We start from the raw sequence: 25,944 nt of genomic DNA on the forward strand, positions 1-25,944 counted from the left end.
CCCCATGAGCACGCTCACCGCCACCTGGAACTGGCTCGCCGACCCCGCGCACTGGTCCGGCGACGACGGGGTGTGGCACCGGCTGCTCCAGCACCTCGCCCTCACCGGCGTCTGCCTCCTCCTCAGCTGTCTGATCGCCCTGCCCGTCGCCCTGGTCCTCGGCCACCTCGGCCGGGGCGGGGCGCTCGCCGTGAACATCTCCAACGTCGGCCGGGCCGTCCCCACCTTCGCCGTGCTGGTCCTGCTGCTGCTCACCCCGGTCGGCGACTGGGGCCAAGGGCCCACCGTGGTGGCACTGGTGCTGTTCGCCGTGCCACCGCTGCTCACCAACGCCTACGTCGGGATGCGCGAGGTCGACCGGGGAGTCGTCCAGGCGGCCCGGGGCATGGGGATGACCGGCCGGCAAGTGATGTTTCACGTGGAACTGCCCCTTTCCCTCCCCATGATCCTGAACGGGATCCGGATCGCCGCCGTACAGCTCGTCGCCACCGCTACCATCGCGGCGCTCGCGGGGGGCGGCGGGCTCGGCCGGATCATCACGGCGGGCTTCAACCTCGCCAGCACCCCCCAGGTGGTCGCCGGCGCCCTGATCGTCGCGGTGTTCGCGCTGCTCGTGGAGGGCCTCTTCGAGATCGCCGAACGGCTGGGGCCGGCGTGGTCGCGGGCCGGGCGATGAGCCCGCGGCACCATGGGGGAGTGGACCGCGGCGGACGGACGAGAAGGCGGCGGGCGACGGGCGCCCGCCGCGCCCTCCCGGCCGCCCTGCTGCTCGCCCTCACCGCCTGCACCACCGGGCCCTCCCTGGAGAACCGCGGCCAGGTCACCGCCCCGCCCGGCGACAGCCACCACCTGACCATCGGCTCGGCCGGCTTCACCGAGAGCGACCTGCTCGCCCAGATGTACGCTCAGCTGCTGAACCAGGCCGGCTACCGCACCTCGATCCTCACCGTCAACAACCGGGAGCTGTACGAACCGGCCCTGGAGTCCGGCCGGATCGACGTCGTGCCCGAGTACGCGGCCACCTTCGCCGACTGGCTGAACGCGAAGACCCACGGCCCCCGCGCCCGACCGGTGGGCTCACCCGACCTCGCCGTCACGATGAGGGCCCTGCGCGCGCTCGCCACGCCCCGCGGGCTCACCGTGCTCCCACCGGGACGGGCCCTCGCCCAGAACGCGTTCGCGGTACGCGCCGACTACGCCCGCCGGCACCACCTCAAGACCCTCGGCGACCTCGGCGCGGCACGGCTGCCGGTACGCATCGCGGCAGGCGACGAATGCGTGCAACGGCCCTACTGCGCGCCGGGATTGCGCAAGGTGTACGGCATCGACGTCACCGGCGTCGACCCCAAGGGCGTAGGCACCACCCAGGCCAAGCGGGCCGTGCAGGACGGCCACGACCAACTGGTGCTGACCACCACCACGGACGCCACCCTCGACCGGTTCGGCCTGGTCCTGCTCACCGACGACCGGCGGCTGCAGAACGCCGACTACGTGGTCCCGGTCGTCAACCGCGCCCGCGCGGGCGCCGCCGGGGTCACCCGGACCCTCGGCCGGCTCAACACCGTCCTCACCACGCGCGACCTGGCCGGACTGGACGAACAGGTGGACAGCTGGCGGCGGCTGCCCGCCGACGTGGCCCGCACCTACCTCAAGGACAAGGGCCTGCTGAAGTAGGCCGCCTCAGGCGTCCGACACCGAGTCGAAGGGCACCTGCCCGCGCGCCACGCCCCGCGCGTCCGCGTCCACCGAGCGGCGCAGCGCCTCGTGCAGCTTCGCCGGGGTGAGCACCCCGAGGAAACGCGCCCCGTCCAGCACCGCGACCCACCCGGCGTCGTACTGGAGCATCACCCCGAACGCCTGCTTCAGCGGCGCCCCCACCGGCACCCAGGCGGTCATCCGATGGGCCAGCTCCCCGACCGTGCCGCCCGCCGCCAGGTCCTCGGCACCCACCCAGCCGTGCAGATCGCCGTGCGCGTCCAGGACGACCGCCCAGCGTGCGCCCTGCTCCCGCAGCCGCTGCCGCGCCGTCCCGGCGGGCTCGTCCGGGCGGGCCACGGGTGGCTGCCGGAGGTCGTCCGGCTCGATCGCGGTCACCGACAGCCGCTTCAGCCCCCGGTCCGCGCCCACGAACCCGGCGACATACGGTGTCGCGGGCGACCCCAGCACCGCCCCCGGCGTGTCGAACTGCTCGATCCGGCCCTGCCCGTACACGGCGATGCGGTCGCCCAGCCGGACGGCCTCCTCGATGTCGTGCGTGACCAGCAGTACCGTCTTGCGCACGGCTGCCTGCATCCGCAGGAACTCGTCCTGCAGCTGCTCGCGCACCACCGGGTCGACCGCGCCGAACGGCTCGTCCATCAGCAGCACCGGCGGATCCGCCGCCAGCGCCCGCGCCACCCCGACCCGCTGCCGCTGCCCGCCGGACAGCTGCTCCGGATAGCGCGGCCCGTACGTCTTCGGGTCCAGGCCCACCAGATCCAGCAGCTCGGCGGCGCGGGCCCGGGCCTTCGCCCGTTTCCAGCCGAGCAGCACGGGCACGCTCGCGGTGTTGTCCAGCACGGTGCGGTGCGGGAACAGGCCCACCTGCTGGATGACGTAGCCGATACGGCGGCGCAGCCGCACCGGGTCGACCCCGGCGATGTCCTCGCCGCCGACCCGGATCCGCCCGGAGGTCGGCTCGATGAGCCGGTTCACCATCATCATGGTGGTGGTCTTGCCGCAGCCCGAGGGCCCGACCAGCGTCACCAGTTCGCCCTCGGCCACCTCGAAGGAGAGGTCGTCCACGGCCGTCGTACCGTCCGGATACCGTTTCGTGACGTGCTCGAACCGGATCATGTCCTCACGCTAACGGCGCCGCCCCCGCATCGCGCGACGACGGCGCGCGTCGTCCGCCCTCGGGCCGGCATGTCACGGTAGGGGACTCGCCGACCAGCCGCGGTGCGCGGGACTCACTGTCCGACGGAGCCGGACCGCGCCCGCTGCTCGCCGGCGTGCAGGGTGCCGAGGAGGGTCAGGGCCTGGGCGGAGGGGCTGCCCGGCTCGGCGTGGTAGATCACGAGTTGCTGGCCCGGCGCGTCGCGGACGTCGAAGGACTGGTAGGTGAGGGAGAGAGGCCCGACGTCCGGGTGGAGGAGTTGCTTGGCGTCCTGGGTTTTGCCGCGCACGGTGTGCTGCGCCCACAACCGCCGGAATTCCGCACTGTGCTCGGTCAGGTCGGCCACGAGGTGACGCAGACGCGGGTTTTCGGGGTCGAAGCCGCTCGCCTGGCGCAGGTTGGCGACGGCGGCTTGGGCGGCCCGGTCCCAGTCCCGGTAGAACTGCCGTCCGGCCGGGTCGAGGAAGGTCATGCGGGCCAGGTTGTCCGCGGGGGTGAAGGGGGCGTAGAGGGCGTCGGCCAGGGCGTTCGCGGCCAGGATGTCGAGGGTGCGGTTCATGACGAACGCCGGGGTGTGCGGGTAGCCGTCCATCAGCTGACGCAGCGCGGGACCGACGTGCTCGGTGGTGTGGAGGGAGCGTCGGCCGTCCGGTGACACTCCGGCCAGGCGGTGCAGATGGTCGCGGGCGTCCGTGTCGAGCAGGAGCGCGCGGCTGAGCGCGTCCAGCACCTGTGCCGAGGGGTGGCGCTCGCGCCCCTGCTCCAGCCGGGTGTAGTAGTCGGCGTTGACGCCGGCCAGGACGGCGACCTCCTCACGGCGCAGTCCGGCGACTCTGCGCACACCGTGACTCGCCATGTTGACGTCCTGTGGCCGCAGGCGGGCGCGGCGTGCGCGCAGGAACTCCCCGAGGTGGTTGTCGTCCATGGCCTCCAGGCTAGGGCCTCTCGTTCGGATCTGTGGGTGGTGGCCGCCCGCGCATCCCGGGTGTGCCGCACCCAGGCACAGAGCACCCTGGCACACCCTTGCTGACCTGCGCAGACTCGGTCGGGCATGACACCTGCGGCCCACCGAGGAAGGGAATCTCGATGACAGGCGATGCGCGGAGCGACCGCGATCCGGAGAACGCCGACGTGGTCGGCATGTGGGTGACCGCGGACGGTCACATCCGTCAGGAGCTGCGGCCGGACGGGCGCTACGACGAGGCCCGGGGAGACCGGCGCAGCGCGTACACGGGCCGGTACACGGTCAGCGGCAGCCACCTCGACTACGTCGACGACACCGGATTCACCGCCACCGGGGACATCCGGGACGGCGTGCTCCATCACGAACACCTCGTGCTCTACCGCGAGGACCGGACGGAGCGGGCCTCGTGAGGGAGCGCGGCGGCGTCGTCCTCTCCCACGCCCGCGGTGCGGGCCCTGTCCCGCACAACCATCCCCGGAAGAAGGCGGAGCGATGAAGCAGACCGGCGAACACACCATCGGCGCGGGCCGGACCGGGTCCGCCCCGGAAGTTTCCCCGTCACCCGGCACCACGGCCCTGCTGGTCCTGTGCGCGGCTCATTTCATGGACGCGATCGACCTGTCCGACGTCGGCGTGGCCCTGCCGGCCATCCAGCGTGACCTCGGCATGTCATCGGGGTCTCTGCAATGGGTCGTATCCGCCTATGCCCTCGGCTACGGAGGGTTTCTGCTCCTGGGCGGCCGGGTCGCCGATCTGTTCGGCCGGCGACGCGCCTTCCTGACCGCCGTCGCCGTCTTCGGCGTGGTGAGCGTACTGGGAGCGCTCGCTCCGACCGGTGGCCTGCTGATCGCGGCACGGCTGGCGAAGGGCGTCGCGGCGGGCTTCCTGGCCCCGGCGGCCCTCTCCTTGATCACCACCAACTGGCCGGAAGGCACGCGGCGCGGACGCGCTCTCGGCTGGTACGCGACCGCCGGCGCCTGCGGCTTCATCGGAGGGCTCGTGCTCGGTGGCGTGCTGACCGAAGTGTCGTGGCGGCTGGTCTTCGCGCTCCCGGTGCCCATCGCCGCGGCCGCACTGCTCGCGGGACCGCGCCTGCTGCCGGCGGACCCCCGTGACAGCGCACGCGAGAGGATCGACGTTCCGGGTGCGCTGACGGCCACCGGAGCACTGGTGCTCCTGGTCTACGCCCTCACCCAGGCTCCCTCGCACGGCTGGCTGTCGGCCCGCACCCTTGTCCTCTTCGCCGCCGCGGCCGGCCTGCTCGGCCTGTTCCTGCGCGTCGAGTCCCGCGCGCGCAGGCCCTTGGTCCCGCTGGCCTTCCTTGCCCGGCGCGCAACCGTCGGCACCAACCTGACGATCTTCGCCATGTGGGGCGCCTACACGTCCTTCGCGTTCCTCGCCACGCTCTACCTGCAGAACGTGCTGGACTGGACGCCGCTGCAGACGGCCGGCGCCTTCGTCCCGCTCGGCCTCGCCAACGGCGCACTGGCGCCGTTCGCGGGACGGCTCGCGGCCCGGTTCGGCGTGCACAGGACGATCGCCGCCGGGATGCTGCTGCTCGCGCTGTCCTACGCCTTGTTCCTCCGGATCGGACCGGACAGTTCCTTCCTCACCGTGGTCCTGCCCGTCATGGTCGTCAACGGCATCGGCACCGCGGCGACATTTCCGGCCCTGAACATGAGCGCGGTGGCCGGGGTGCCCGACCGGGACCAGGGGCTCGCGGGAGCCCTGCTCAACACCTTCATGCAGATCGGCGGTGCCGTCATCCTCGCCCTCGTCACCGCGGTCGACGAAGCCGGACAGCGGACGGACCAGGGCGACCCCCTGGCGGGCTACGGCCCGGGCACCGCCGTCATCGTCGCCGTGGTGCTCGCCGGCCTGGGCGGCACCCTTCTCCTCCGGGACCGGTCCGCCGGCCTGGACCACTGACGACGTAATCCCCCCTCGCCAACAAGCCGTCCGTCACCACACCCGACCACCCGACCACCACCCCATCAGGGAGGACCCCGCATGACATCCACGACCCCGTCCACCGAAACCGCCGAGTTCACCGGAAAGACGGCCATCGTCACCGGCGCCGCGCGGGGCATCGGCAAGGAGACCGTGGCCCTCCTCCACGCCCGCGGCGCACATGTCGTCGCCCTCGACATACGACCCGAACTGGACTCGCTGGCAACGGAGTTCCCCGGCGTCGTGACGGTGACCGGCGATGTCACCGCGGAAGTGACCGCCGCCCGCGCGGTAGAGGCCGCCGTCGACGCCTTCGGCGGGCTGGACATCCTCGTCAACAACGCCGGACGCACCCTGAACAAACCCGTCACCCAGACCACCGCGCAGGACTGGGACAGCGTGATGGACGTCAACGCCCGCGGCGCCTTCTTCTTCGCCCGCGAAGCCTTCCGGTCCATGGCGGAGCGCGGTGGCGGCGCCATCGTCAGCACCGGTTCCTACGCGTCCACCGTCGGGCTGCCCGAAGGGGTCGCCTACAGCGCGTCGAAGGGCGCGCTGGCCCAGCTCACCAAGGTGCTGGCACTGGAAGGCGGGCCCCTCGGCATCCGTGCGAACCTCGTCGCCGCGGGCGTCGTCGAAACCGATCTCCTCGACACCTTCCGCCCCGACAGCCGCGCCTACCTCGCGTCCTTCGCGGACGCCCAGCCCCTGGGCAGGGTGGCGCAGCCCCGTGAGATCGCGGAGGTCCTGTGCTTCCTGGTCTCACCGCGGTCCGCTTTCGTCACGGGCGCGGTACTCGCCGCGGACGGCGGCTTCACCGCGGCCTGATCCGCCGCCCGCAGGCCGGCCGAGCCGATCTGACCCGGGAGAAAGGCTCTAGCCCACCAGGATCACTTCCAGCGCGCGCGGTCCGTGCACGCCCTCCACCCGGTCCAGTTCGATGTCGCTGGTGGCCGACGGCCCGGAGATCCAGGTCAACGGGCGGGTGGGGTCGAGCCGTTCGAGGGCCTGCGGGACGGACCCCACGATCTGCTCCGGCACCCGCACCACGCAGATGTGGTGGTCGGGGATGAGCGAGATACGGCGCCGGCCCTGGTCGGCGGAGCCGTCGAGGACGATGGTGCCGGTCTCGGCGACGGCCACGGCACAGCCCGTCACCACGCTGTCGACCCGGTCGAGGCGGTCCGGGGTGTCCGTCGCGCGGTCCTCGACCCGCCGCGCCTTCGTCGCGGACAGCCACGTCGGGGGCAGCCCGTCGGGCACCAGCACCTCCCGGGTGCCGTGCGCGTCGAGCAGCCGCATGATCAGGTTCGGCAGTTCCTCGCGGCCGGTGCGGTGCACGACCGCCCGGTAGTCCGCCAGGTTCTCCGCCAGCAGCTCCACCGTCTCCTCGGTGGTCCGCTCCCCGTGCTCGCGCAGATACTCCCGGGGCACGGCCCGCTCGTACGGCGGGTCGTCCGCGGGCACGTCGGCGAGCGCGCGCCGCACCCGGCCCAGGATCCGTTCCCTGCTGTTCACTTGGCGTCCTCTCCACCGCGCGTACGCTGCCACCAGTCCCGGAACGGCTCCGCCGGCACCACCGGCAGATCCCGGCTGCCGGTCCACGCCCGGCCGGGGCCCGGCAGGGTACGGGGGTGCAGCCGGCGGCTGCGGGAGGCGAGCCGCTGCCCGGCGCGCAGCGCGCCCGGGTGCGTGAACGCCCAGCCCGCCGCCCGCATCGCCGCCCGCTCGGCCGCGTGCCCCTTCGCCGGGCGCAGCACCACCTTGTTGCCCCGCCGTACCGCCGGCCCGCCCTGCACGACCCGCTCCCGCAGGTGCACCAGCACCTCGGGGATGTCGATGGCGACCGGGCACACCTCGTAGCAGGCCCCGCACAGGCTGGACGCGTACGGCAGCGAGGCGTCGATCTCGCTCGCGGTGCCCCGCATCTGGGGGGTGAGGATGGCGCCGATGGGGCCGGGGTAGACGGAGCCGTAGGCATGCCCGCCCGCCCGCTCGTAGACCGGGCAGACGTTGAGACAGGCCGAGCAGCGGATGCAGCGCAGGGCCTGCCGGCCCACCTGGTCCGCCAGCGTGTCCGTGCGGCCGTTGTCGAGCAGCACCAGATGGAAGGTCCGCGGGCCGTCCCCGTCGGTGGTGCCGGTCCAGGTGCTGGTGTACGGGTTCATCCGCTCGGCGGTGGAGGAGCGGGGGAGGGTCTGCAGGAAGACCTCCAGGTCGCGCCAGGTGGGCACGATCTTCTCGATGCCGACCACCGAGATCAGCGTCTCCGGCAGGGTCAGGCACATCCGTGCGTTGCCCTCGGACTCGACCACGACCAGGGTGCCGGTCTCGGCGACCATGAAATTGGCGCCGGAGACGCCGACCTTGGCCCGCAGGAACTTCTCCCGCAGGTGGACCCGGGCGGCCTCGGCGAGGTCGGCGGGCCGGTCGGTCAGCCCCTCGGGGGCCGGGCGGCCCCAGGAGCCCATCTCGTGCGTGAAGATGTCACGGATCTCGCCGCGGTTGCGGTGGATGGCGGGGACGAGGATGTGCGAGGGGCGGTCGTGGCCCAACTGCACGATCAGCTCGGCGAGATCGGTCTCGTACGCGCGGATGCCCTCGGCCTCCAGCGCCTCGTTGAGGCCGATCTCCTGGGTCGCCATCGACTTGACCTTGACGACCTCCGACTCGCCGGTCTCCTTGACCAGCCGGGCCACGATCCGGTTGGCCTCCTCGGCGTCGGCGGCCCAGTGGACCGTACCGCCCGCCGCGGTCACCGAGGCCTCCAGCTGCTCCAGGTACCGGTCGAGATGGCGCAGGGTGTGGTCCTTGATCCGGCGGCCCGCCTCGCGCAGCTGGGCCCAGTCGGCCAACTCGGCCACCGCGCCGGCCCGTTTGGCGCGGATGGTGTGGGTCGCGTGGCGCAGATTGCCGCGCAGCGTACGGTTGCCGACGGCGTCGCGCGCCGCCTCGGGAAACGCCGGCATGCCGACGTAGGTGCCGCTCACCGTGCCGGGTCCTCCTCCGTGCTCGCCAGGATCTCCGCGATGTGGACGGGCCGCAGGCCCGCCCCGAGACGGCTCAAGGTGCCGCCGATGTGCATCAGACAGGAGTTGTCGGCCGCGCACAGCACCTCGGCGCCGGTCGACTCGGCGTTGCGCACCTTGTCCGTGCCCATCGCCGCCGACACCGCGGCGTTCTTCACCGCGAACGTCCCGCCGAACCCGCAGCACTCCTCCGCGCCCGGCAACTCCACCAGTTCCAGCCCCCTGACCGCCTCCAGCAGCCGGCGCGGCCGGTCGCCCAGGCCCAGGGCGCGCAGCCCGTGGCAGGTCGGGTGGTAGGTGACCCGGTGCGGGTACCAGGCGCCCACATCGGTCACGCCCACCACGTCCACCAGGAACTCCGTCAGCTCGTACGTCTTCGGCACCACCGGCGCCAGGGTCCGCGCCAGCGAGTCCCCGCGCCCCTCGGCCCGCGCCCGCTCACCCATCCGGGGATACAGCTCGCGCACCATCGCCCCGCAGGACCCGGAGGGCGTCACGACCGCGTCGTACCCCTCGAACACCTCGGCGAAGCGGCGCGCCAGCGGCTCCGCCTCGTGCCGGTACCCGGTGTTGTAGTGCGCCTGCCCGCAGCACGTCTGCCCCAGCGGGAACTCGACGTCGACGCCCAGCCTCCGCAACAGCCTCACCACGGCCCGTCCGGTGTCCGGATAGAGCGTGTCGTTGACACACGTCAGGAACAGGGCGACACGCATCGCGGCTCCTCGGAGTCGACCACGGGACGAATCGCAGCCTAATCGCCCCGTCGCGGCTGCCGGAGACCGGGAGGCGCGGCGTGGCGCGGGCGCGGGCTTCGACTCGGTGGCCCCCAGCGGCCCGGCCGGGGCGGCGTCCGACCGCCGGCCGGTGGCGGCGAGGATCACCCTGGCGCCCTGCCCTCCCGACCCCGTGTGCTGAACTGGACCCCCTGCGCCCCACCCCTTCCGGGAGACCCGTTGAGCACCAGCTACCGCCAGCCCGGCGTCGTACTGACCGATCGCCGGTTCACCGTGCCGCTTGATCACGCCGATCCGGGCGGCGAGAGCATCGAGTTGTACGCGCGGGAGGTGGTCGCCGGGGAGAAGGCGGGGGAGGAGCTGCCCTGGTTGCTGTACCTCCAGGGCGGCCCGGGATTCGGGGCGAATCGTTTCGTCGGACGGCAGGCGTGGCTCGACCGGGCGTTGCGGGAGTACCGGGTGCTGCTGCTCGACCAGCGCGGCACCGGCAGCTCCACGCCCGCCAACCGGCAGACGCTGCCGCTGCGCGGCGGGCCCGCCGCGCAGGCCGACTACCTCGCCCGCTTCCGCGCGGACTCCATCGTCCGCGACTGCGAGCACATCCGCGCCGAGGTCACCGGCGGCGCCCCCTGGACCGTGCTCGGCCAGAGCTTCGGCGGCTTCTGCACGGTGTCGTACCTCTCCCTCGCCCCGGAGGGCCTCGCCACCGCACTGATCACCGGGGGGCTGCCCTCCCTCGACGCGCACGCCGAGGACGTCTACCGCGCCGCCTACCCGCGCATCGAGCGCAAGGTCGCCGCGCACTACGCCCGCTACCCGCAGGACGTCGAGCGGGCCCGGCGGATCGCCGACCACCTGCTCACCCGCGACGTGGTCCTGCCGAACGGCTACCGCTTCACCGTCGAGGCGTTCCAGTCCCTCGGCCTGATGCTCGGCACGAGTGACGGCAGCCACCGCCTCCACCACCTCCTCGCCGACGCGTTCGTCCGCACCCCGGCCGGACCCGAACTGTCGGACGCCTTCCAGGAGCAGGCGCAGGCCCTGCTGTCGTACGCCGCGCACCCGCTGTACGCCGTCGTCCACGAGTCGATCTACGGCCAGGACACGCGCCCCACCGCCTGGGCCGCCGAGCGCGTCCGCGCCGAGTTCCCGCAGTTCGACGCGGCGAAGGCGCTCGCGGGCGACGCCCCGGTGCTGTTCACCGGCGAGACCGTGCACCCCTGGATGTTCGAGAACGACCCGGCGCTGCGCCCGCTGCGCGAGACGGCCGAACTGCTCGCCGCCCGCACCGACTGGACCCCGCTGTACGACCGCGACCGTCTCGCCCGCAACGAGGTCCCGGTCGCCGCGGCCGTCTACCACGACGACATGTACGTCGACGCCGGCCACTCCCTTCAGACCGCGCGTGCCATCCGCGGTCTGCGGCCCTGGGTGACGAACGAGTACGAGCACGACGGGCTGCGCACGGGCGCGCCCCGGGTGCTGGACCGGCTGCTGGCGGTCGTCCGGGACGAGGTGTGACACACGGGTCCGGGCACCCGCGCCGGGCGCCCGGACCCCTGGTGCCTCATGCGGCGAGCGCGTGACCCGGGTGCAGTACGACCTTGGTGTAGCCCTCGATCCGCTTGTCGAACTTCTCGTACGCCTGCGGCGCGTCCTCCAGCGGCAGCTCATGGGAGACCACGAAGCTGGGCTTGGCCCGCCCGGCGATGATCAGATCGCGCAGCTGGCGGTTGTACCGCTTGACGTTGCACTGGCCCGTGCCCACCTTCTGGCCCTTCTCGAACATCTTGCCGATGGAGACCAGGAGTTGGCCGTGCTTCGCGTGCTCGTCGGGCCCGCCCGGATCGGACGGCACATACAGGCCCGGCACACCGAGCCTGCCGGTCGGCCGTACCGTCTCCACCAGCGAGTTGAGGACGACGGCCGGTTCCTCGTGGCCGACGTCGTCGTGTGCCTGGGCCTGGTAGCCGACGGCGTCCACGCCCTTGTCCGTGCCCTCGCCGTTCGTCTGGGCCCGGATCTGCTCGGCCGGATCGCCCTTGGTGAAGTCGATGGGGACCGCCCCGATCTCCTCGGCCTTGGCCAGCCGCTCGGGCACCCGGTCCACCACGAACACCTTGGACGCGCCGCGCAGCAGCGCCGAGTAGGCGGCCATCAGACCCACCGGACCGGCGCCGTAGACGGCCACACTCTCACCGGGGGACACCTGGGCCAGCTCACAACCGTGGTAGCCGGTCGGGAAGATGTCGGCGAGCAGCACGAAGTCGGTCTCGAACTGTTCGCCCGGCGGCAGCTTCAGACAGTTGAAGTCGGCGAAGGGCACCCGCAGATGCTCGGCCTGCCCGCCCTTGTACGGGCCCATGGCCACGTATCCGTAGGCACCGCCCGCGAAGCCGGGGTTCACCGTCAGGCAGAAACCGGTCTCACCGGCCAGGCAGTTCTTGCAGAAACCGCAGGCCACGTTGAACGGCATCACAACCCGGTCACCCACCGACAGGGAGCTGACACCGCTGCCGATCTCCTCGATCACACCGAGGTTCTCGTGCCCGAAGACGATGCCCGGCTCGGCCGCCGTGCGGCCCTCGTACATATGGAGGTCGGAGCCGCAGATCGCGGTCGACGTGACGCGCACGAGAACGTCGTTGGGGTGCTGGATCCGAGGGTCATCGACGTCCCTCACCGCCACGCTGAACGGCTTTTCGTAGACGACGGCTTTCACCTTGGTCACCTCCGCGTAGAACGCTGGACGGCGGCGGCGAGCAAGAGCCAGGGCCGGGGGAGCACACGTCGACCGGGCCCTCGGTACGTGCCGGAACCCCCACGCCGCGCGCTTCACCGCCGGTACTTCCAGGTAACTCCTCCGGGGCAGGGGCCGCAACCCCGGTGGGCGCGGGGCGTTCCGGCAGGTCGGCGCCAGTAGGCTGTGCTCATGTCAGATGAGACGGCCGGGCTCGCGGAGCTGCGCGGCGACTGCGGGAACTGCTTCGGGCTGTGCTGCGTCGCCCTCCCCTTCGCGGCCTCCGCGGACTTCGCGCTCGACAAGCCCGCGGGGCGGCCCTGCCCCAACCTCGGCACCGACCACCGCTGCGGCATCCACGCCCGGCTGCGCGACAAGGGATTCACCGGCTGCACCGTCTACGACTGCTTCGGCGCGGGACAGAAGGTCTCGGGGCACACCTTCGGCGGGCAGGACTGGCGGGGCGCTCCACAGGAGCGGGCCCGTCTGATGTTCGACGTGTTTCCCGTCGTACGGCAGCTCCACGAGCTGCTGTGGTACCTGACCGAAGCGCTGGGGCTGGCCGCCGCCCGCCCCGTCCACCCCGAGCTGCGGCGGGCCCTGCGGGAGACCGAGCGGCTCACCCGGCAGCCGGCCGAGGAACTGGCCGGGCTGGATGTCGCCGCGCACCGCCAACGGGTCAACGTGCTGCTGCTGCGCACCAGCGAGCTGGTCCGGGCCCCGGACCGCAAGGGCCGCAAGGTGAAGGACCGGCGGGGCGCGGACCTGATCGGGGCCCGGCTGCGGGGCGCCGACCTGCGCGGGGCGAGCCTGCGCGGCGCGTACCTCATCGCGGCCGACCTCACCGGGGCCGATCTGCGCGACGCGGACATGATCGGTGCCGACCTCCGTGACGCCGACCTCGGCGACGCGGACCTCACCGGCGCCTTCTTCCTCACCCAGCCCCAGCTGAACGCGGCCCGCGGCAACCGGGCCACGAGGCTCCCCGCGTCGGTGCGGCGCCCGGCGCACTGGGAAACGGCGGACTGACCGCTCCCACCGGGCGGCGGGTCGCCGGATCCCGACGGCCCGGCCCGCCCGCGGCACCGCGTCGTTCGCGCGCTACGCCGGGGCGCCGGGGGCGGACCGGCTGCCCGCCGTGTGCAGCGGGCAGCCCTCGGCGGGTGCCGTGTCCTCCTCGCCGGTCCACGGCGCCGCCTCCTCCGGGACCGGCGGGGCCGCCCCCGCCGGCCGCCTGCGCTCCAGGTGCAGCCGGAACCCCTGCGGCATCAGGGTCAGCCGCTCGGTGATCGTCAGCCGGTAGCCGGGGTCCGGCCGCAGCTCGTAGCGGCGGAGCAGCAGGGCCAGGACGAGGGTGGCCTCGTGCAGGGCGAACTGGCGGCCGATGCAGGCCCGTACGCCCGTGCCGAAGGGCTTGAAGGTGTGCGGCGGGCGGGTGCGGACCGCCCGGGGCTCGAAGCGGTCCGGGTCGAAACGCTCGGCGTCCTCGCCCCACACCCCGGGGTCCCGGTGCAGCAGGGGCGTGAGGACCAGCGCCCACGCACCCCGGCGCATCGGATGGTCCCCGGCGAGCACCGTGTCCCGCAGCGCCTCGCGGCCGTAGCCGGGCGCGGTCGGCCACAGCCGCAGGGACTCGTCCAGCACCCGGCGCACATAGCGCAGCTTGGCCACCTGCTCGTAGCCGGGCCGCGCGGTGCCGCCCCAGACGCGGTCCACCTCGGCCCGCGCCTTCGCGGCGATCTCCGGGTGCCGGGCGAGGTAGTACAGGGCGAAGGAGAGCGCGCCGGACGTGGTCTCGTGGCCCGCCACGAGGAACGTGATCACCTGCCTGCGGACGTTCTGCGGGGACAGCTTCTCGCCGGTCTCCGGGTGCGCCGTGGCCAGCATCCGGTCCAGCAGGTCCCCCTCCCCGCCGCCCGACCGGCGCCGCTGCTCGACCAGCGCGTCGACCGTGCGGTTCAGGAGGGCCATGTCGGCCGCGTTGCGCCGGGCGGCGCCGCGCAGCACCAGCGGGGCCAACGGGGAGGGCACGCTGTTGAGGCGCTGCGCGTAGGAGAGCGTGCCGACCATGGCCGTGACGAAGGGGTGCGGCCGGTCCCGTTCGAAGGAGCCGAAGTCGTGCCCGAACCCGGTCCGGGCGATCGTCTCCAGGGTCAGCTTGGTCATGTCCCCGGGCACGTCCACCGTGCGGCCGGCGGCCAGTTCCCGGTCCCAGTGGTCGGTCAGCCGCCCGGCGACCGTCAGCATCATCCCGTGGTAGCCCGCCATGGCCTCCCGGCTGAACCCGGGCACCAGCACATCGTGGGCCAGCTGCCAGTTGGGCTCGTGGTTGTACGCGGTGAACAGCCCGTCCCCGGCGACCGGCCGGAGGTTGGCCACACCGAGGCCGACGTGCTTGGCGAACCGGGACTCGTCGGCGAGGTCGGCGGTCTGCTCCGCCCCCCACACGAGGACGAACTCCTTGCCGAAGATCCGCCGCCGGAAGACCGGCCCCAGCTCGCGCCCGAGGCGCATCGAGTCCTGCACGGGCCGGTCGCGGTCGACGCCCAGCACATCGCCGAGCAGCGGCAGCCGGTGGCGGGGGTGCGGGATGCGGTGCAGCTCGGGCCAGCCCAGCTCGGCGCTGCGGAACCCCTTCGGCAGCGCGGGCTCGGCCGGACCCGCGCCCGGTGCGGCCCCGCTCGGACCTGATCCCTCCGCCGTACCCGCCATGACGCCGAACTCCCTTGCCCGGGCGGACCGTCGAGCCGCCGATCCGCGCTTGTTATACGTGGATTCAATAACGGCTTCCAGTGTGGTCCGCTTGTTGAACCGACGTCAAGTAAAGTGACGGCATGCCCGCGAACCAGGGGGAACGCGCCCGGCGCCGACTCAGCACCGGGGAACGCCGTGAGCAGCTGCTGTCGGTCGGCGCGCGACTGTTCTCGGAGAGTCCGTACGACGACGTGTGGATCGAGCGGGTCGCCGATCTCGCCGGGGTCTCCCGGGGGCTGCTGTACCACTACTTCCCGACCAAGCGGGACTTCTTCGCCGCCGTCGTGGAGCGCGAGAGCGAGCGGATGCTGCGCATGACGGCGGCCGAGCCCGGCGTGCCGGTGCGCGAGCAGCTGACCGCCGGGCTCGACACCTACCTCGGCTACGTCCAGGCCCACGCCCACGGCTTCCGCGCCTTCCACCGCGCCGACGCCGCCGGCGACCAGGCCGTGCGCCGGGTCTACCGGCGGGCCCTGGCCGCCCAGGAGAAGCAGATCCTGGCCGCCCTCGCGGCCGACCCCGAGTTCGGGCCCGCCTGCGAGCGCGGTCCGCAGCTACGGCTGGCCGTGCGCGGCTGGCTCGCCTTCACCACCGCCGTGTGCCTGGAGTGGCTGCGCGACGGCGAGTCGAGCCGGGAGCAGGTGCGCGATCTGTGCGCACGGGCGCTGCTGGGCGCCATCGCCTGAAGAACCCGTCCCGCCGACCCTTTCCCCGGCCGGGGCCTGGTTGGCGTGCGTCCCGATCTCCGATAAGTTAGGTAAGCCTTACCTAATGAGGAGGTCTCGGGATGGATGACACGCAGGCGTGGACGGCCGCCCCCGGCGCGGCGGAACGAGCGCGGTCGGTGCTCGTCGCCGCATGGTCGTGCGCGGTGACCGCGGGCGGCACGCGGGAGGAGTACGTCGGCGCGCACACCATGGCCGACGACGGCGCGGTCCTGCTCGCGCTGCCCGACGACAGCGCCCTCCTCACGGCGGCGCGGCAGGGCGCCCGCGCGGTGCTGGAGTTCGCCGACGTGGCGCCCGTACCCGTGCGCGACCGCATCCGCGCCCGCCTCTGGCTGGCCGGCCGCCTCGCCCCGGCCCCCGGCGGCGGCGCCCTGCGCTGCCACCCCGACCGCGTGGTGCTGCGGCGGGCCGGCGGCGCCGTACTCCTCGAACCGGACGAGTTCACCGCCGCCCGCCCCGACCCGCTGGCCACCGCCGAGGCCCGGCTGCTCACCCATCTCGCCGACGCCCACCCGGACGCCGTGCAGCGGCTCACCCGGCTGGTACGGCCCGAAAGCCTGCACGCCGCCACCCGCGTACTGCCCCTCGCCGTCGACCGGCACGGGCTGACCCTGCGCATCGAACGCACCCGCGCCCACGGCGACGTACGCCTGTCCTTCCACCGCCCCGCCGACGACCTCGCCCAGCTCACCGAGCGGGTGCACGCCCTGCTGGCGCAGGCGGCCACCGCGGGCTGCCCCCGGGCGCTACAGCGGCAGCGCGCAGACGGCGACGGGTGACGCGAACGGCTCGCCGGCGAGCCGCAGTTCCCCGCGGTCGGTGTCGACGTGGAAGACGGTGACCGTGCCCGAGCGCTGGTTCGCCGCGAACAGCAGCCGGCCGTCCGGCGAGAACGCGATCTGCCGCGGGAAGTCCCCGCCGACCGGCACCGTGCCCAGCAGCCGCAGCCGGGCCCCGTCGGCCTCCACCGCGTACCTCGCCAGGCTGTTGTGGCCGCGGTTGGCCAGGAAGGCGTACCGGCCGTCGCCCGTGACCAGGATCTGCGCCGGGTAGTTGGTGACGTCCCCCGAGGAGCCCGTGGACTGCGGGGCGCCGATCGTCAGCCGGCCGGAGGGCGGGTCGTAGGCGCAGACCGCGATCGTGTCGTCGACCTCGTTGGCCAGGTAGGCGTGCCGCCCGCCGGGGTGGAAGGTCAGGTGCCGCGGCCCCGCGCCCGGCCGGGTGTGCGCCTGGCCGGTCTCGCTGAGCGTGCCCTTCGCCGGGTCCAGACGGTACGTGTAGACGGTGTCCGTGCCGAGGTCCACCGCGAGCAGGTGCCGGCCGTCCGGAGCGGTCGTGAACTGGTGGGCGTGCGGCCCCTCCTGGCCCGGACCGGGCGCCGGGGAGCTGTGCGTGACCAGGTCGGTGCGCTCGCCCAGGGCGCCCGAGGCGGCGATCGGATGCACGGCGACACTGCCGGACCCGTAGTTCGCGCTGAGCAGCCAGCGCCCGCAGGGGTGCACCGACAGATGACAGGGCCCGGCGCCCCCGGTGCTCCGGGTGCCGAGGACCCGCCGGTCCGCCAGCCGTACGGCCGTCACCCCGCCGTCCTGCCGCTCGTCCACCGCGTACAGCGTGCACCCGTCCGGGTGCACGGCGAGGTACGACGGGTCGGGGACCCCGGTGAGCGTGCCGGACCCCGTGATCGCACCCGACTGCGGGTCGTAGGAGGCGAGCCCGATGCCGGTGCCGCCGCCCGGGGTGGAGGTATAGGTGCCCACGTACAGCGGGCGCGGCCCCGCGGAGCGGTCGCCGGGCGGCCGCCGCGGGTCCGCGGTCCGCGCGGCGGTCGGGGGAGGGGCGGCCGGCGACGGCACCGCGACCACGGCCGCCGCACCCGCGCCCACCCCGATGAACCGGCGTCTGCTCCAGCCGCCGCTCGCCGCTGCCTCCGTGTCCATCCCACACCTCAGGTCGTCGGTCGCCCGGTCGTGAGGGCCACCTTGGCCCGAGCCGGGCGCGCGGGGCAAGGACGGCGACGCGGGACACGGCGGCCGGGCGGCCTCACCGGGTACGGTCGCCGAACCCCGCCCGGTCGCTCCACAGCTTCTCCTGGATGCCGAGCCGCTCACGCATCCGCGTCATCCGGGGCAGCTTGGCACGCTGCTCGGCGGAGACCCGGTCCAGCTCCTCCAGCAGACGGCGGGTGCGGTGCTCGGTGTTCAGCTCGTCGATGATCCGGGTCGTCTCGGTCAGTACGGCGCCCAGCAGCTGCCAGTTCGCCCAGTCCCTGCTGACCTCCTCGCGCAGCAGCTCGGCCAGCCGGTCGCGGGTGCCGGCCGCGGTGTGCAGCTCGGCCGTCAGCCGCGCCTCCGCCGACTCGGCGTCCGCACTCAGATGGGCGGTCACCAGCACCGCGAAACTGACCACCGCGTCGCCGATCTCCGACAGCAGCTCCTCCACCACCGCTCCGACCCGGGGCGGGAACAGATCCTCGGAGCCGCGGGCCTTCGCCAGGTCCGTGAAGGAACGGGCCAGCACCCGCAGCACCACCGTGCAGATCTCCAGCGTGTCCAGGCCGGTACGGAGCACCACCCGGTGCAGCAGGCCCTCCTTGACCCGCGGATTGAGCCGCAGACTGTCCTCGGCCTGCCGCAGCGAGGCGTCGACCTCGGCGATGTACTGGTCCAGCCGGCGTGCCTCGTGCAGCCGTTCGGCCGCCCGCTGCCAGGGGATGTGGCCGGCGGCCTCCTCACCCATCCGCAGCATCAACTGCCGCACCCGGCGCGCCAGGTCCGCGATCGACCGGCCCGCCGCGTCCACCCACACCGGTGGCGGCAGCAGCAGATTGCAGGCGGTGCCCACGACCGCGCCGATCAGCGTCTCCACGATCCGTGCCCAGGCGGTGAACCCGACCGTGGTCACGCCGAGCACCAGCATCGCGCTGATCGCCACCTCGGCGACGTACTCGTCCACCCGCACCAGATGGCCCACCGCCAGTGCGGCCACGATCAGCAGCGCCAGGCTCCACCAGGTCAGGCCCACCAGCACGCTGAAGGCGATGGCGACCAGCACACCGGCCACCACCGCGTTCACCCGCCGGATGCCGTTGGTCAGCGTGGCGTAGAAGGTCACCTGGACCACGAGCAGCGCGGTCAGGGGCGAGGTCAGCGGGGCCGGCTCGGGACTCAGCCGGAGCGCGATGACATAGGCGACCGTCGCCGCCGCGGCCGACCGCAGCGTCTGGACGACCACCGGCTCCCGACGGCGCATCACCAGGCGCCGCAGTCCCTCGATCCCCTTGCGTACGTCGTACATTCCTTCGCCTGTTCCCGTTCCCCGGCCGCGTCGAACGTGGCCGTTCGAGGAGGGCGGGCGCGGGGCGGAGACGCTTGGGCCATCCGGCCGAGCGTTGGTACCTAGGTCGTGTCCGTAAAGTCAGGGCAGCCAGAGCAGGAGGCAGGCGATGGTGACCATGGCCTGGTAGTGGCGGGCGCGTTTGTCGTAGCGGGTGGCCAGGGCCTTGTGGTGTTTGAGCTTGTTGAAGCAGCGCTCGACGACGTTGCGGCGCCGGTAGGCGGCCCGGTCGAGTCGGCAGAGGCTCTCGCCGCGGCGGAGGCGGCCGTTGATCTGGTCGATCCGTTCGGGGATCACGGCCTTGATGCCTCGGCGGCGGAGGTAGGAGCGGATCTTCGCGGACGAGTAGCCCTTGTCGGCGGCGACCCGCTCGGGTCGGGTCCTGGGCCGGCCGGGACCGCACCGCTGGACGCGGATGCGGGCCATGACCTGCTCGAACTGGGTGCAGTCGTTGACGTTCCCGGCCGTGATCGTGAAGGCGAGGGGCCGGCCCTGGCCGTCGCAGGCGAGGTGGATCTTCGTGGTCAGCCCGCCGCGGGACCGGCCGATCGCCTCGCCCGGCCAGGGCCCCCTTTTCGGGCCCCGGCCGCGTGCTGGTGGGCCCGCACGGTGGTGGAGTCGACGCACGCGATGGTCCAGTCGACCGTGCCGACGGCATCCGAGTGCTGCTGGACGTGGGCCAGGAGCCGGTCCCAGGTTCCGTCGGCCGACCAGCGGCGGAAGCGCTCGTAGACCGTCTTCCACGGCCCGTACCGCTCGGGCAGGTCCCGCCAGGCCGCACCCGTGGACAGCTTCCACAGAATCCCGTTCACCACCTGACGGCGGTCCCGCACCGGCCTGCCCATCCGCGACGGAGCCAGCAACGGCTCGATCACCGCCCACGACTCATCAGTCAGCTCATGACGACGCACCACGAACCAACCAACGAGCAACCGACTTTGCGGACACGGCCTAGGGCCTCTCGTTGGATCAAGCCGGGCTCGCGGGGCCCGGCACGCGCATCTGCCGCGTTGTCGTCAGTCGCCGACTCCCCCACGCTCGGCTTCACTCGCGCGGGGGCACCCCCATCGCGTCGACTCCCTCCTCCGCCTTGCATCTGCACGCACCGGGCCCCGCTCCCTGATCCGGCCTGATCCAAACGAAAGACCCTAGGCGTAGAGCTTGTCGACGAAGGCGGCCAGGTTGCCGGCCGTGCGTGCGATCTGCTCCTCCAGCGTCAGGCTCTCCTCGAACCGCGTACCGGACTCGGGGACCTTCTTGCCGCGGACGTACAGGGAACACGCCAGATCCGTACACATGTACAGGCCCACCGAGTTGCCCTCGCGGCCCGCCGTGCCCGCCTTGCGCGCGGTCATCAGCGACACGCCGCCGCCGGGGTGCGTGGTCAGGCACACCGAGCACATGCTGCGGTGCAGGAAGCCGCGCTGGGACGCCGGGAAGCGCAACGCGATGCCCACGAGCCGGTCCGCCCGCTCGGTCACCAGATAACTGCGGTCGGGTGCGCCCGGATCCCGCCAGCCGAGGAAGTCCAGATCGTCCCACGGCCGTTCGTCGAGGTCCCGGGGTATCGCCAGCCGCTTGGCCTCCCCCTTGGAGCAGTTCACGAAAGAGCCGCGGATGTCCTGCTCGGTGAGCGATCGCATGGGAAATTCCTTCGTCGTACGTGCACGGAACCCGCAAGATGGGTCCCTGAGCAGCGTAGATACCCCAGGGGAGGGTGAGCCAATGGATTTCCCGGGCTTTCCGGACGGCCTGCCGTCACGCGCCCACCGGGCCCTGCGGCACGTGGGCGCCCGCGCGTCCGGGCCCGCGCTCGCCCCCGGCCCGCACATCACCCTCAACTTCCATCCGGACCGGCTGTCGGGCGGGCTCCCCGTCCTCGACTCCCTCGCCCGGGACGGCGCCTACCACTCCCAGTTCGTCACCGGCACGAGCAACGGCGGGCTCACCGCACACCCGGGCGGCGACCGCTGGCGCTGGGAGAGCCGGATCTTCGGCGGCGCGTACGACGACGCCGAGCCGGGGGAGCGGCCGGTGTACGGCGCGCTGGACTTCCGCCGCCAACCGGCGGGCGCCGCGCCGCGGTTCGGCTCCTCGTTCCTGCGGCTGGCCGCACCGGTCGTGCACCGGGCCACCTTCTGCTACCCGGACAGCGCGGCCGAGCCCACCGACTTCGGGGTGGCGGGCGCGATGCCGCTGATCGCGCTCGCCGAGGCGGACGAGCGGGACGCGCTCGACGACTACATCGAGTGCCATGTGCACGGGGGCGTGCTGCTCACCCGGGACGTGCGGGCGCTGGTGCTGGACCCGAGCTACCGGGGCACGCCCGTGGCGGCGGCGGCCCGGCGGCTGCCGTTCCCGCTGGAGTGGCACCCCGGCTACCGGCTCACCGTCGAGCGGCTGCACCGCCACGCCGACTACCGGGGCGCCGAGTACTCGCGGCTGGGCGCCCGGATCGCGGAGCGGGGCGTCCTCACCCCGCGGATCATCGGCGACGCGGCCCGCACCGGCCGCTACGACCCGCAGGACCTGAAGAAGGTCTGGCACGTCCTGGCCCGCTTCGGCGCGGTCCGGGAGCCGTCCGGGGTCGGGAACTGACGGCCGACGGCCGCTCGGCGCCGCCCGCCGGCGGCCGGGGCGGCGCGCCGGCCGACCCCCCCTGACTCCACGCCGACGGGGGCCGGCTCGTGCGTCAGGGTGCCTCGGGTGGCCACACTCCCGGGCTCAGCACCCCCGACGCGTAGGCGCGGGCCACCAGTTCGGTGCGGTTGGCGGCGCCCCAGCGGGCGGAGAGACGGCGGAGATGGTAGTTGACGCCGTCGGTGGTGAGACCGAGTTCGCGGGCGGCGCGGGCGGTGGTGGCGCCCGAGGCCAGCAGGGCCAGCACCCGGCCCTCGACAGGGGTGACCGGCGCCGGGGCGGGGCCCGGCGGGGCGGCGGGGCGCTCGTCCTCGACCCGCAGCATCACCAGCAGCGCGGGCGTCTCCTCCACGCTGTCGCTCACCGGGTCCGCGGTCAGCTCCCCGTACCGCTCGCCGCCGTCCGGCGCCCGCCAGCACACCGAGACCCGGTAGCGCGAGCGGCGCCGCAGCCGCAACGCCTCGACGATCCGCTCCACCTGCGTGGCCCGCTGCGGGCGGAACAGCTCCAGCACGTCCCGGCCGCGCAGCCGCCCCGGCGTCGTACCGCACTCCGCGGCCATCGCGGGATTGGCCAGTACGACACGGCCGTACGCGTCGCACACCGCGACCGGCACCACCACCCGGTCGAACAGGGTCAGGGCGCGGTTGCGCCAGACCACGGCGTCGCCCGCCTCCACCCGTACCTCCCGACGTGCCGCAGTGTCCGCCTCATCCAAGACGAAGGCCCAGGCCGGCGCCAAATCGGCGGGGCACCGGCCGCGGCCGGGCGCAAGCCCCGCGGGCCGGTTTCCACTGCACGATCGTGTAGTGGTGTGGTCCCGGGCAGGGGAGCGGGGCGAGCAGGCTGGAGCGCGAGACACCCGCGCACCGTGAAAAGGGAGTTGCCGCGCCATGCCCCCCACCGCACCGCATCCCGCCCCCTCCGGCGTCCCCGTCGTGGATCTCGGCACCACCGGTGTCGGACGCACCCCCATCCAGCACACCATGGGCCTGATGCGCACCCACGGCCCGGTGCTGGTGCGCCGGCTGCACGGCCGGGAGACCCTGTTCGTCGCGGACGCGGACCTGGTCGCCGACCTCGCCGACGAGGACCGCTTCGCCAAGCACATCGGACCCGCGCTGGAGAACGTGCGCGCCTTCACCGCCGACGGCCTGTTCACCGCGTACAACGACGAACCCAACTGGGCCAAGGCGCACGACATCCTGATGCCCGCCTTCGCGCTCGGCTCCATGCGCACCTACCACCCGGTGATGCTGCGGGTGGCCCGCCGGCTCATCGACTCCTGGGACCGCGCGGCCCACGCCGGGCGCCCGGTCGACGTGGCCGACGACATGACCCGGATGACCCTCGACACCATCGGACTCGCCGGGTTCGGCTACGACTTCGGCTCCTTCGGGCGCGAACGGCCCCACCCCTTCGTGGAGTCCATGGTCCGCTGCCTGGAGTGGAGCATGACCCGCGTGGCCGCGCCCGCGGGCGGCGACCACGCAGCGGCCGACGCGGCCTTCCGCCGGGACGCGGACTTCCTCGCCGGAGTGGTGGACGACGTCGTCGCCGCCCGCACCGGCACCGACCAGAGCGGCGCCGAGGACCTGCTCGGGCTGATGCTCAGCGCGCCGCACCCGGCGGACGGCACCACCCTGGACCATGCCAACATCCGCAACCAGGTGATCACCTTCCTGATCGCCGGGCACGAGACCACCTCGGGCGCGATGTCCTTCGCCCTGTACTACCTGGCCAAGCACCCCGCCGTGCTCCGGCTGGTGCAGCGGGAGGCCGACGCGCTGTGGGGCGACGCGGCCGACCCCGAGCCGACGTACGAGGACGTCGGACGGCTCACCTACACCCGTCAGGTGCTCAACGAGGCGCTGCGGCTGTGGCCGACGGCCGCCGCGTTCAGCCGGCACGCCCGCGAGGACACCCTGCTCGGCGGCCGGATCCCGCTCGCCGCCGGACAGCCCGTCACCGTGCTCACGCCGATGCTGCACCGCCAGCCCGTCTGGGGCGACAACCCGGAGCTGTTCGACCCCGAGCGGTTCACCGCCGAGGCGGAGGAGGCCCGCCCGGTGCACGCCTTCAAGCCCTTCGGCACCGGCGAACGCGCCTGCATCGGACGGCAGTTCGCGCTGCACGAGGCGACCATGCTGCTCGCCCTGCTGGTGCACCGCTACCGGCTGCACGACCACGCCGGCTACCGGCTCGACGTGAAGGAGACCCTCACCCTCAAGCCCGAGGGCTTCACCCTCACCCTCACCCCGCGCACCCCCGCCGACCGGGCCCACGCCCCGCTTCCCGGCGCACCCGCGCGGGGCGAGTCGACGCCGGCCCCGGACGCCCTCCCGTCCCGGGTCCGCCCCGGCACCGGCGTGCTCTTCCTGCACGGCAGCAACTACGGCACCTGCCGCGCCTTCGCCGGACAACTCGCCGACGAGGCGGCCGCGCTGGGCTGCGCCACCGAGGTGGCCGCGCTCGACGCCTACGCGGACGGGCTGCCCACGGACCGGCCCGTCGTCATCACCGCCGCCTCCTACAACGGCCGCCCCACCGACGACGCCACCGCCTTCACCGCCCTGCTCGACGGCGTCCCCGACCTCACCGGGGTGACGTACGCCGTCCTCGGCGTCGGCGACCGCAACTGGGCCGCCACCTACCAGCAGGTCCCCACCCGCATCGACGCCCGCCTCGCCGAACTCGGCGCCACCCGGCTCACCGACCGGGCGGCCGCCGACGCCTCCGGCGACCTCACCGGCACCGTGCGGGAGTTCACCGCCCGGCTGCGCACCGCGTTGCTGACCGCGTACGGCGATCCGGACGCCGCCCGGGACGTCCCGCCGGAGCCCGGCCACGCCTACGAGGTGCGCACCCTGACCGGCGGCCCGCTGGACGCGCTGGCCGAACGGCACGAGCTGACCGCGATGACCGTCACCGAGGCGTACGACCTCACCGCCCCCGGCCACCCGCGCACCAAGCGGTTCCTGCGCATCGCCCTGCCCGACGGGGTCACCTACCGCACCGCCGACCACCTGGCCGTCCTCCCCGTCAACGCCCCCGACCTGGTGGACCGCGCGCTCGCCGCCCTCGGCCTCGACGGCGGCACCGTCCTGGACATCCGCGCCACCCGTGCGCGGCGCGACGGTCTGGCGGTGGACCGCCCGCTGACCGTGCGGCAGTTGCTGACCCACCACGTCGAGCTGCAGGAGCGGCCCACGGCCCGGCAGCTCGCCCTGCTCGCCGAGGCCAACCCCTGCCCGCCCGAGCGCGCCGCCCTCGCGGCCCTGCCCGAAGACGACCCGCGCACCCTCGTGGAGCTGGCCGAGGACCACCCGGCGCTGCGCGGTGCCCTCGACTGGCCGCTCCTGCTCGACCTGCTGACCCCGCTGCGGCCCCGCCACTACTCCCTCTCCTCCTCCCCGGCGGCCGACCCGCGCCACGCCGACCTGATGGTCTCGGTCCTCGACGCCCCCGCCCGGTCGGGCCGCGGCCGGTACCGGGGCACCGGGTCGGGTCACCTGGCCGGCCTGCGGCCCGGCGACACCGTGTACGCCCGGGTGCAGCCGTGCCGCGAGGCCTTCCGCGTCGACGGCTGCGCGCCGGTGGTGATGGTGGCCGCGGGCACCGGACTCGCCCCGTTCCGCGGCACCGTCGCCGACCGGGCCGCGGCCCTGCGCGCGGGCCGCCGACTCCCGGAGGCACTGCTCTACTTCGGCTGCGACGCGCCCGACGCGGACTTCCTGCACGCCGAGGAGCTGCGGGCCGCCGAGGCCGCGGGCGCGGTCCGGCTGCGCCCGGCCTTCAGCGAGGCACCCGAGGACGGCGCCCGCTTCGTGCAGCACCGGATCGCCGCCGAGGCCGACGAGGTGTGGGCGCTGCTTTCCGAGGGGGCCCGGGTGTACGTCTGCGGCGACGGCGCCCGTATGGCGCCGGGCGTCCGCGAGGCGTTCCGTACCCTGTACCGGGAGCGCACCCCGGGTGCCGACGAGGCGGCCGCCGGGCGCTGGCTCGACTCCCTGGTGGCGCAGGGCCGTTACGTGGAGGACGTGTACGCGGCCGGCTGAGCCGGGGATGCCGCCCCGCCGGGACGCGTGCCGGAACCCCTGCCTTAGCTCACAGCGTGAACTAAGGGTTGGTGGAAGGTCGCGTTCCGGCTGCCCGAAGGAGTATGTTGCAGGTCGGGCATGGTTCGTGAAAGGA

Annotated in this window: 22 protein-coding genes and 1 pseudogene; 11 read left to right on the forward strand and 12 right to left on the reverse strand. The window is 73.6% G+C overall.

Translation table 11 applies throughout. From position 1 onward, the window contains the following. Positions 1 to 4 precede the first annotated feature (4 nt). A complete protein-coding gene (locus tag ACSP97_RS33285) occupies positions 5 to 676 on the forward strand; it encodes an ABC transporter permease (RefSeq protein ID WP_358274927.1) in 672 nt (223 codons plus the stop codon). A 20-nt stretch (positions 677 to 696) separates the two neighbouring features. Next, positions 697 to 1,674 carry an ABC transporter substrate-binding protein gene (locus ACSP97_RS33290; protein ID WP_382077551.1) on the forward strand — a complete coding sequence of 326 codons (978 nt, stop codon included), beginning with the start codon at positions 697 to 699 and terminating at the stop codon, positions 1,672 to 1,674. Positions 1,675 to 1,680: 6 nt separating this feature from the next. Here the strand turns inward: ACSP97_RS33290 and ACSP97_RS33295 are convergent, their stop codons facing one another. Both ACSP97_RS33295 and ACSP97_RS33300 read right to left on the reverse strand, forming a co-directional pair. After that, positions 1,681 to 2,835 carry a betaine/proline/choline family ABC transporter ATP-binding protein gene (locus ACSP97_RS33295; protein ID WP_355146977.1) on the reverse strand — a complete coding sequence of 385 codons (1,155 nt, stop codon included), beginning with the start codon at positions 2,833 to 2,835 and terminating at the stop codon, positions 1,681 to 1,683. 113 nt (positions 2,836 to 2,948) lie between these two features. Beyond that, positions 2,949 to 3,800 (reverse strand): helix-turn-helix transcriptional regulator, encoded by an 852-nt coding sequence (locus tag ACSP97_RS33300; protein WP_355529106.1) that lies wholly within the window; start codon positions 3,798 to 3,800, stop codon positions 2,949 to 2,951. A gap of 161 nt (positions 3,801 to 3,961) precedes the next feature. On the opposite strand from ACSP97_RS33300, the gene ACSP97_RS33305 reads away from it, so the two are divergent. The 3 genes from ACSP97_RS33305 (at position 3,962) to ACSP97_RS33315 (ending at position 6,617) form a co-directional block, all read left to right on the forward strand. Continuing rightward, on the forward strand, positions 3,962 to 4,249 hold the full coding sequence (locus tag ACSP97_RS33305) for an Atu4866 domain-containing protein (RefSeq protein WP_355146981.1): 288 nt from the start codon (positions 3,962 to 3,964) through the stop codon (positions 4,247 to 4,249). 82 nt (positions 4,250 to 4,331) lie between these two features. Beyond that, a complete protein-coding gene (locus ACSP97_RS33310; RefSeq protein WP_440555731.1) occupies positions 4,332 to 5,768 on the forward strand; it encodes an MFS transporter in 1,437 nt (478 codons plus the stop codon). Positions 5,769 to 5,849: 81 nt separating this feature from the next. Next, the gene (locus ACSP97_RS33315) at positions 5,850 to 6,617 is read left to right on the forward strand and encodes an SDR family NAD(P)-dependent oxidoreductase (protein ID WP_358274932.1); all 768 of its coding nucleotides are present in this window, start codon (positions 5,850 to 5,852) and stop codon (positions 6,615 to 6,617) included. Between the two features lie 48 nt (positions 6,618 to 6,665). Here ACSP97_RS33315 and ACSP97_RS33320 read toward each other — a convergent pair whose 3' ends face one another. The 3 genes from ACSP97_RS33320 to ACSP97_RS33330 are packed head-to-tail and all read right to left on the reverse strand — an operon-like array spanning position 6,666 to position 9,531. Then, entirely contained in the window at positions 6,666 to 7,307 is a 642-nt protein-coding gene (locus tag ACSP97_RS33320; RefSeq protein WP_355529115.1) for a LutC/YkgG family protein, read from the reverse strand. Next, positions 7,304 to 8,779, reverse strand: a complete 1,476-nt coding sequence (locus ACSP97_RS33325; RefSeq protein WP_355146989.1) for a LutB/LldF family L-lactate oxidation iron-sulfur protein — start codon at positions 8,777 to 8,779, stop codon at positions 7,304 to 7,306. The genes ACSP97_RS33320 and ACSP97_RS33325 overlap by 4 nt, the downstream gene beginning before the upstream one ends. After that, positions 8,776 to 9,531 (reverse strand): (Fe-S)-binding protein, encoded by a 756-nt coding sequence (locus ACSP97_RS33330; RefSeq protein WP_355146991.1) that lies wholly within the window; start codon positions 9,529 to 9,531, stop codon positions 8,776 to 8,778. Before ACSP97_RS33330 ends, ACSP97_RS33325 begins: the two co-directional genes overlap by 4 nt. A gap of 240 nt (positions 9,532 to 9,771) precedes the next feature. Between ACSP97_RS33330 and ACSP97_RS33335 the strand changes: the two genes are divergently transcribed. Then, positions 9,772 to 11,073, forward strand: a complete 1,302-nt coding sequence (locus tag ACSP97_RS33335) for an alpha/beta fold hydrolase (RefSeq protein ID WP_355146993.1) — start codon at positions 9,772 to 9,774, stop codon at positions 11,071 to 11,073. Between the two features lie 46 nt (positions 11,074 to 11,119). Here the strand turns inward: ACSP97_RS33335 and ACSP97_RS33340 are convergent, their stop codons facing one another. Then, positions 11,120 to 12,274 carry a glutathione-independent formaldehyde dehydrogenase gene (locus tag ACSP97_RS33340; protein ID WP_355147527.1) on the reverse strand — a complete coding sequence of 385 codons (1,155 nt, stop codon included), beginning with the start codon at positions 12,272 to 12,274 and terminating at the stop codon, positions 11,120 to 11,122. A 210-nt stretch (positions 12,275 to 12,484) separates the two neighbouring features. Here ACSP97_RS33340 and ACSP97_RS33345 point away from each other — a divergent pair, with 210 nt between their 5' ends. Beyond that, positions 12,485 to 13,321: a pentapeptide repeat-containing protein gene (locus ACSP97_RS33345; RefSeq protein WP_355146995.1), complete on the forward strand. Its 837-nt coding sequence runs from the start codon at positions 12,485 to 12,487 to the stop codon at positions 13,319 to 13,321. Between the two features lie 72 nt (positions 13,322 to 13,393). On the opposite strand, the gene ACSP97_RS33350 is transcribed toward ACSP97_RS33345, so the two are convergent. Then, on the reverse strand, positions 13,394 to 15,004 hold the full coding sequence (locus ACSP97_RS33350; protein WP_391871174.1) for a cytochrome P450: 1,611 nt from the start codon (positions 15,002 to 15,004) through the stop codon (positions 13,394 to 13,396). A gap of 122 nt (positions 15,005 to 15,126) precedes the next feature. Between ACSP97_RS33350 and ACSP97_RS33355 the strand changes: the two genes are divergently transcribed. Next, positions 15,127 to 15,732 carry a TetR/AcrR family transcriptional regulator gene (locus ACSP97_RS33355; protein ID WP_355529130.1) on the forward strand — a complete coding sequence of 202 codons (606 nt, stop codon included), beginning with the start codon at positions 15,127 to 15,129 and terminating at the stop codon, positions 15,730 to 15,732. A 101-nt stretch (positions 15,733 to 15,833) separates the two neighbouring features. After that, complete coding sequence (locus tag ACSP97_RS33360; protein WP_355147001.1) at positions 15,834 to 16,553, forward strand: DUF2470 domain-containing protein; 720 nt, start codon at positions 15,834 to 15,836, stop codon at positions 16,551 to 16,553. Here the strand turns inward: ACSP97_RS33360 and ACSP97_RS33365 are convergent. The 4 genes and pseudogenes from ACSP97_RS33365 to ACSP97_RS33380 all read right to left on the reverse strand — a co-directional run bounded on the left by ACSP97_RS33365 (position 16,521) and on the right by ACSP97_RS33380 (position 20,753). Then, a complete protein-coding gene (locus tag ACSP97_RS33365) occupies positions 16,521 to 17,714 on the reverse strand; it encodes a lactonase family protein (RefSeq protein WP_440555732.1) in 1,194 nt (397 codons plus the stop codon). The genes ACSP97_RS33360 and ACSP97_RS33365 overlap by 33 nt on opposite strands. Positions 17,715 to 17,817: 103 nt before the next feature. Continuing rightward, positions 17,818 to 19,071 (reverse strand): FUSC family protein, encoded by a 1,254-nt coding sequence (locus tag ACSP97_RS33370; RefSeq protein ID WP_355147005.1) that lies wholly within the window; start codon positions 19,069 to 19,071, stop codon positions 17,818 to 17,820. Between the two features lie 120 nt (positions 19,072 to 19,191). Further along, positions 19,192 to 20,021, reverse strand: a pseudogene (locus tag ACSP97_RS33375) (IS5 family transposase). A 237-nt stretch (positions 20,022 to 20,258) separates the two neighbouring features. Beyond that, complete coding sequence (locus tag ACSP97_RS33380; RefSeq protein WP_070023257.1) at positions 20,259 to 20,753, reverse strand: FBP domain-containing protein; 495 nt, start codon at positions 20,751 to 20,753, stop codon at positions 20,259 to 20,261. A gap of 82 nt (positions 20,754 to 20,835) precedes the next feature. Between ACSP97_RS33380 and ACSP97_RS33385 the strand changes: the two genes are divergently transcribed. Continuing rightward, on the forward strand, positions 20,836 to 21,708 hold the full coding sequence (locus ACSP97_RS33385) for a DUF3626 domain-containing protein (RefSeq protein WP_440555733.1): 873 nt from the start codon (positions 20,836 to 20,838) through the stop codon (positions 21,706 to 21,708). A gap of 94 nt (positions 21,709 to 21,802) precedes the next feature. Here ACSP97_RS33385 and ACSP97_RS33390 read toward each other — a convergent pair whose 3' ends face one another. Beyond that, entirely contained in the window at positions 21,803 to 22,429 is a 627-nt protein-coding gene (locus tag ACSP97_RS33390; protein WP_440555734.1) for a helix-turn-helix transcriptional regulator, read from the reverse strand. A gap of 214 nt (positions 22,430 to 22,643) precedes the next feature. Between ACSP97_RS33390 and ACSP97_RS33395 the strand changes: the two genes are divergently transcribed. After that, a complete protein-coding gene (locus ACSP97_RS33395; protein ID WP_440555735.1) occupies positions 22,644 to 25,808 on the forward strand; it encodes a cytochrome P450 in 3,165 nt (1,054 codons plus the stop codon). The last annotated feature ends 136 nt before the right edge of the window (positions 25,809 to 25,944 follow it).

Origin of the sequence: Streptomyces sp. SCPE 10, assembly GCF_051980735.1 — a bacterium.
GTDB lineage: Bacteria > Actinomycetota > Actinomycetes > Streptomycetales > Streptomycetaceae > Streptomyces > Streptomyces misionensis.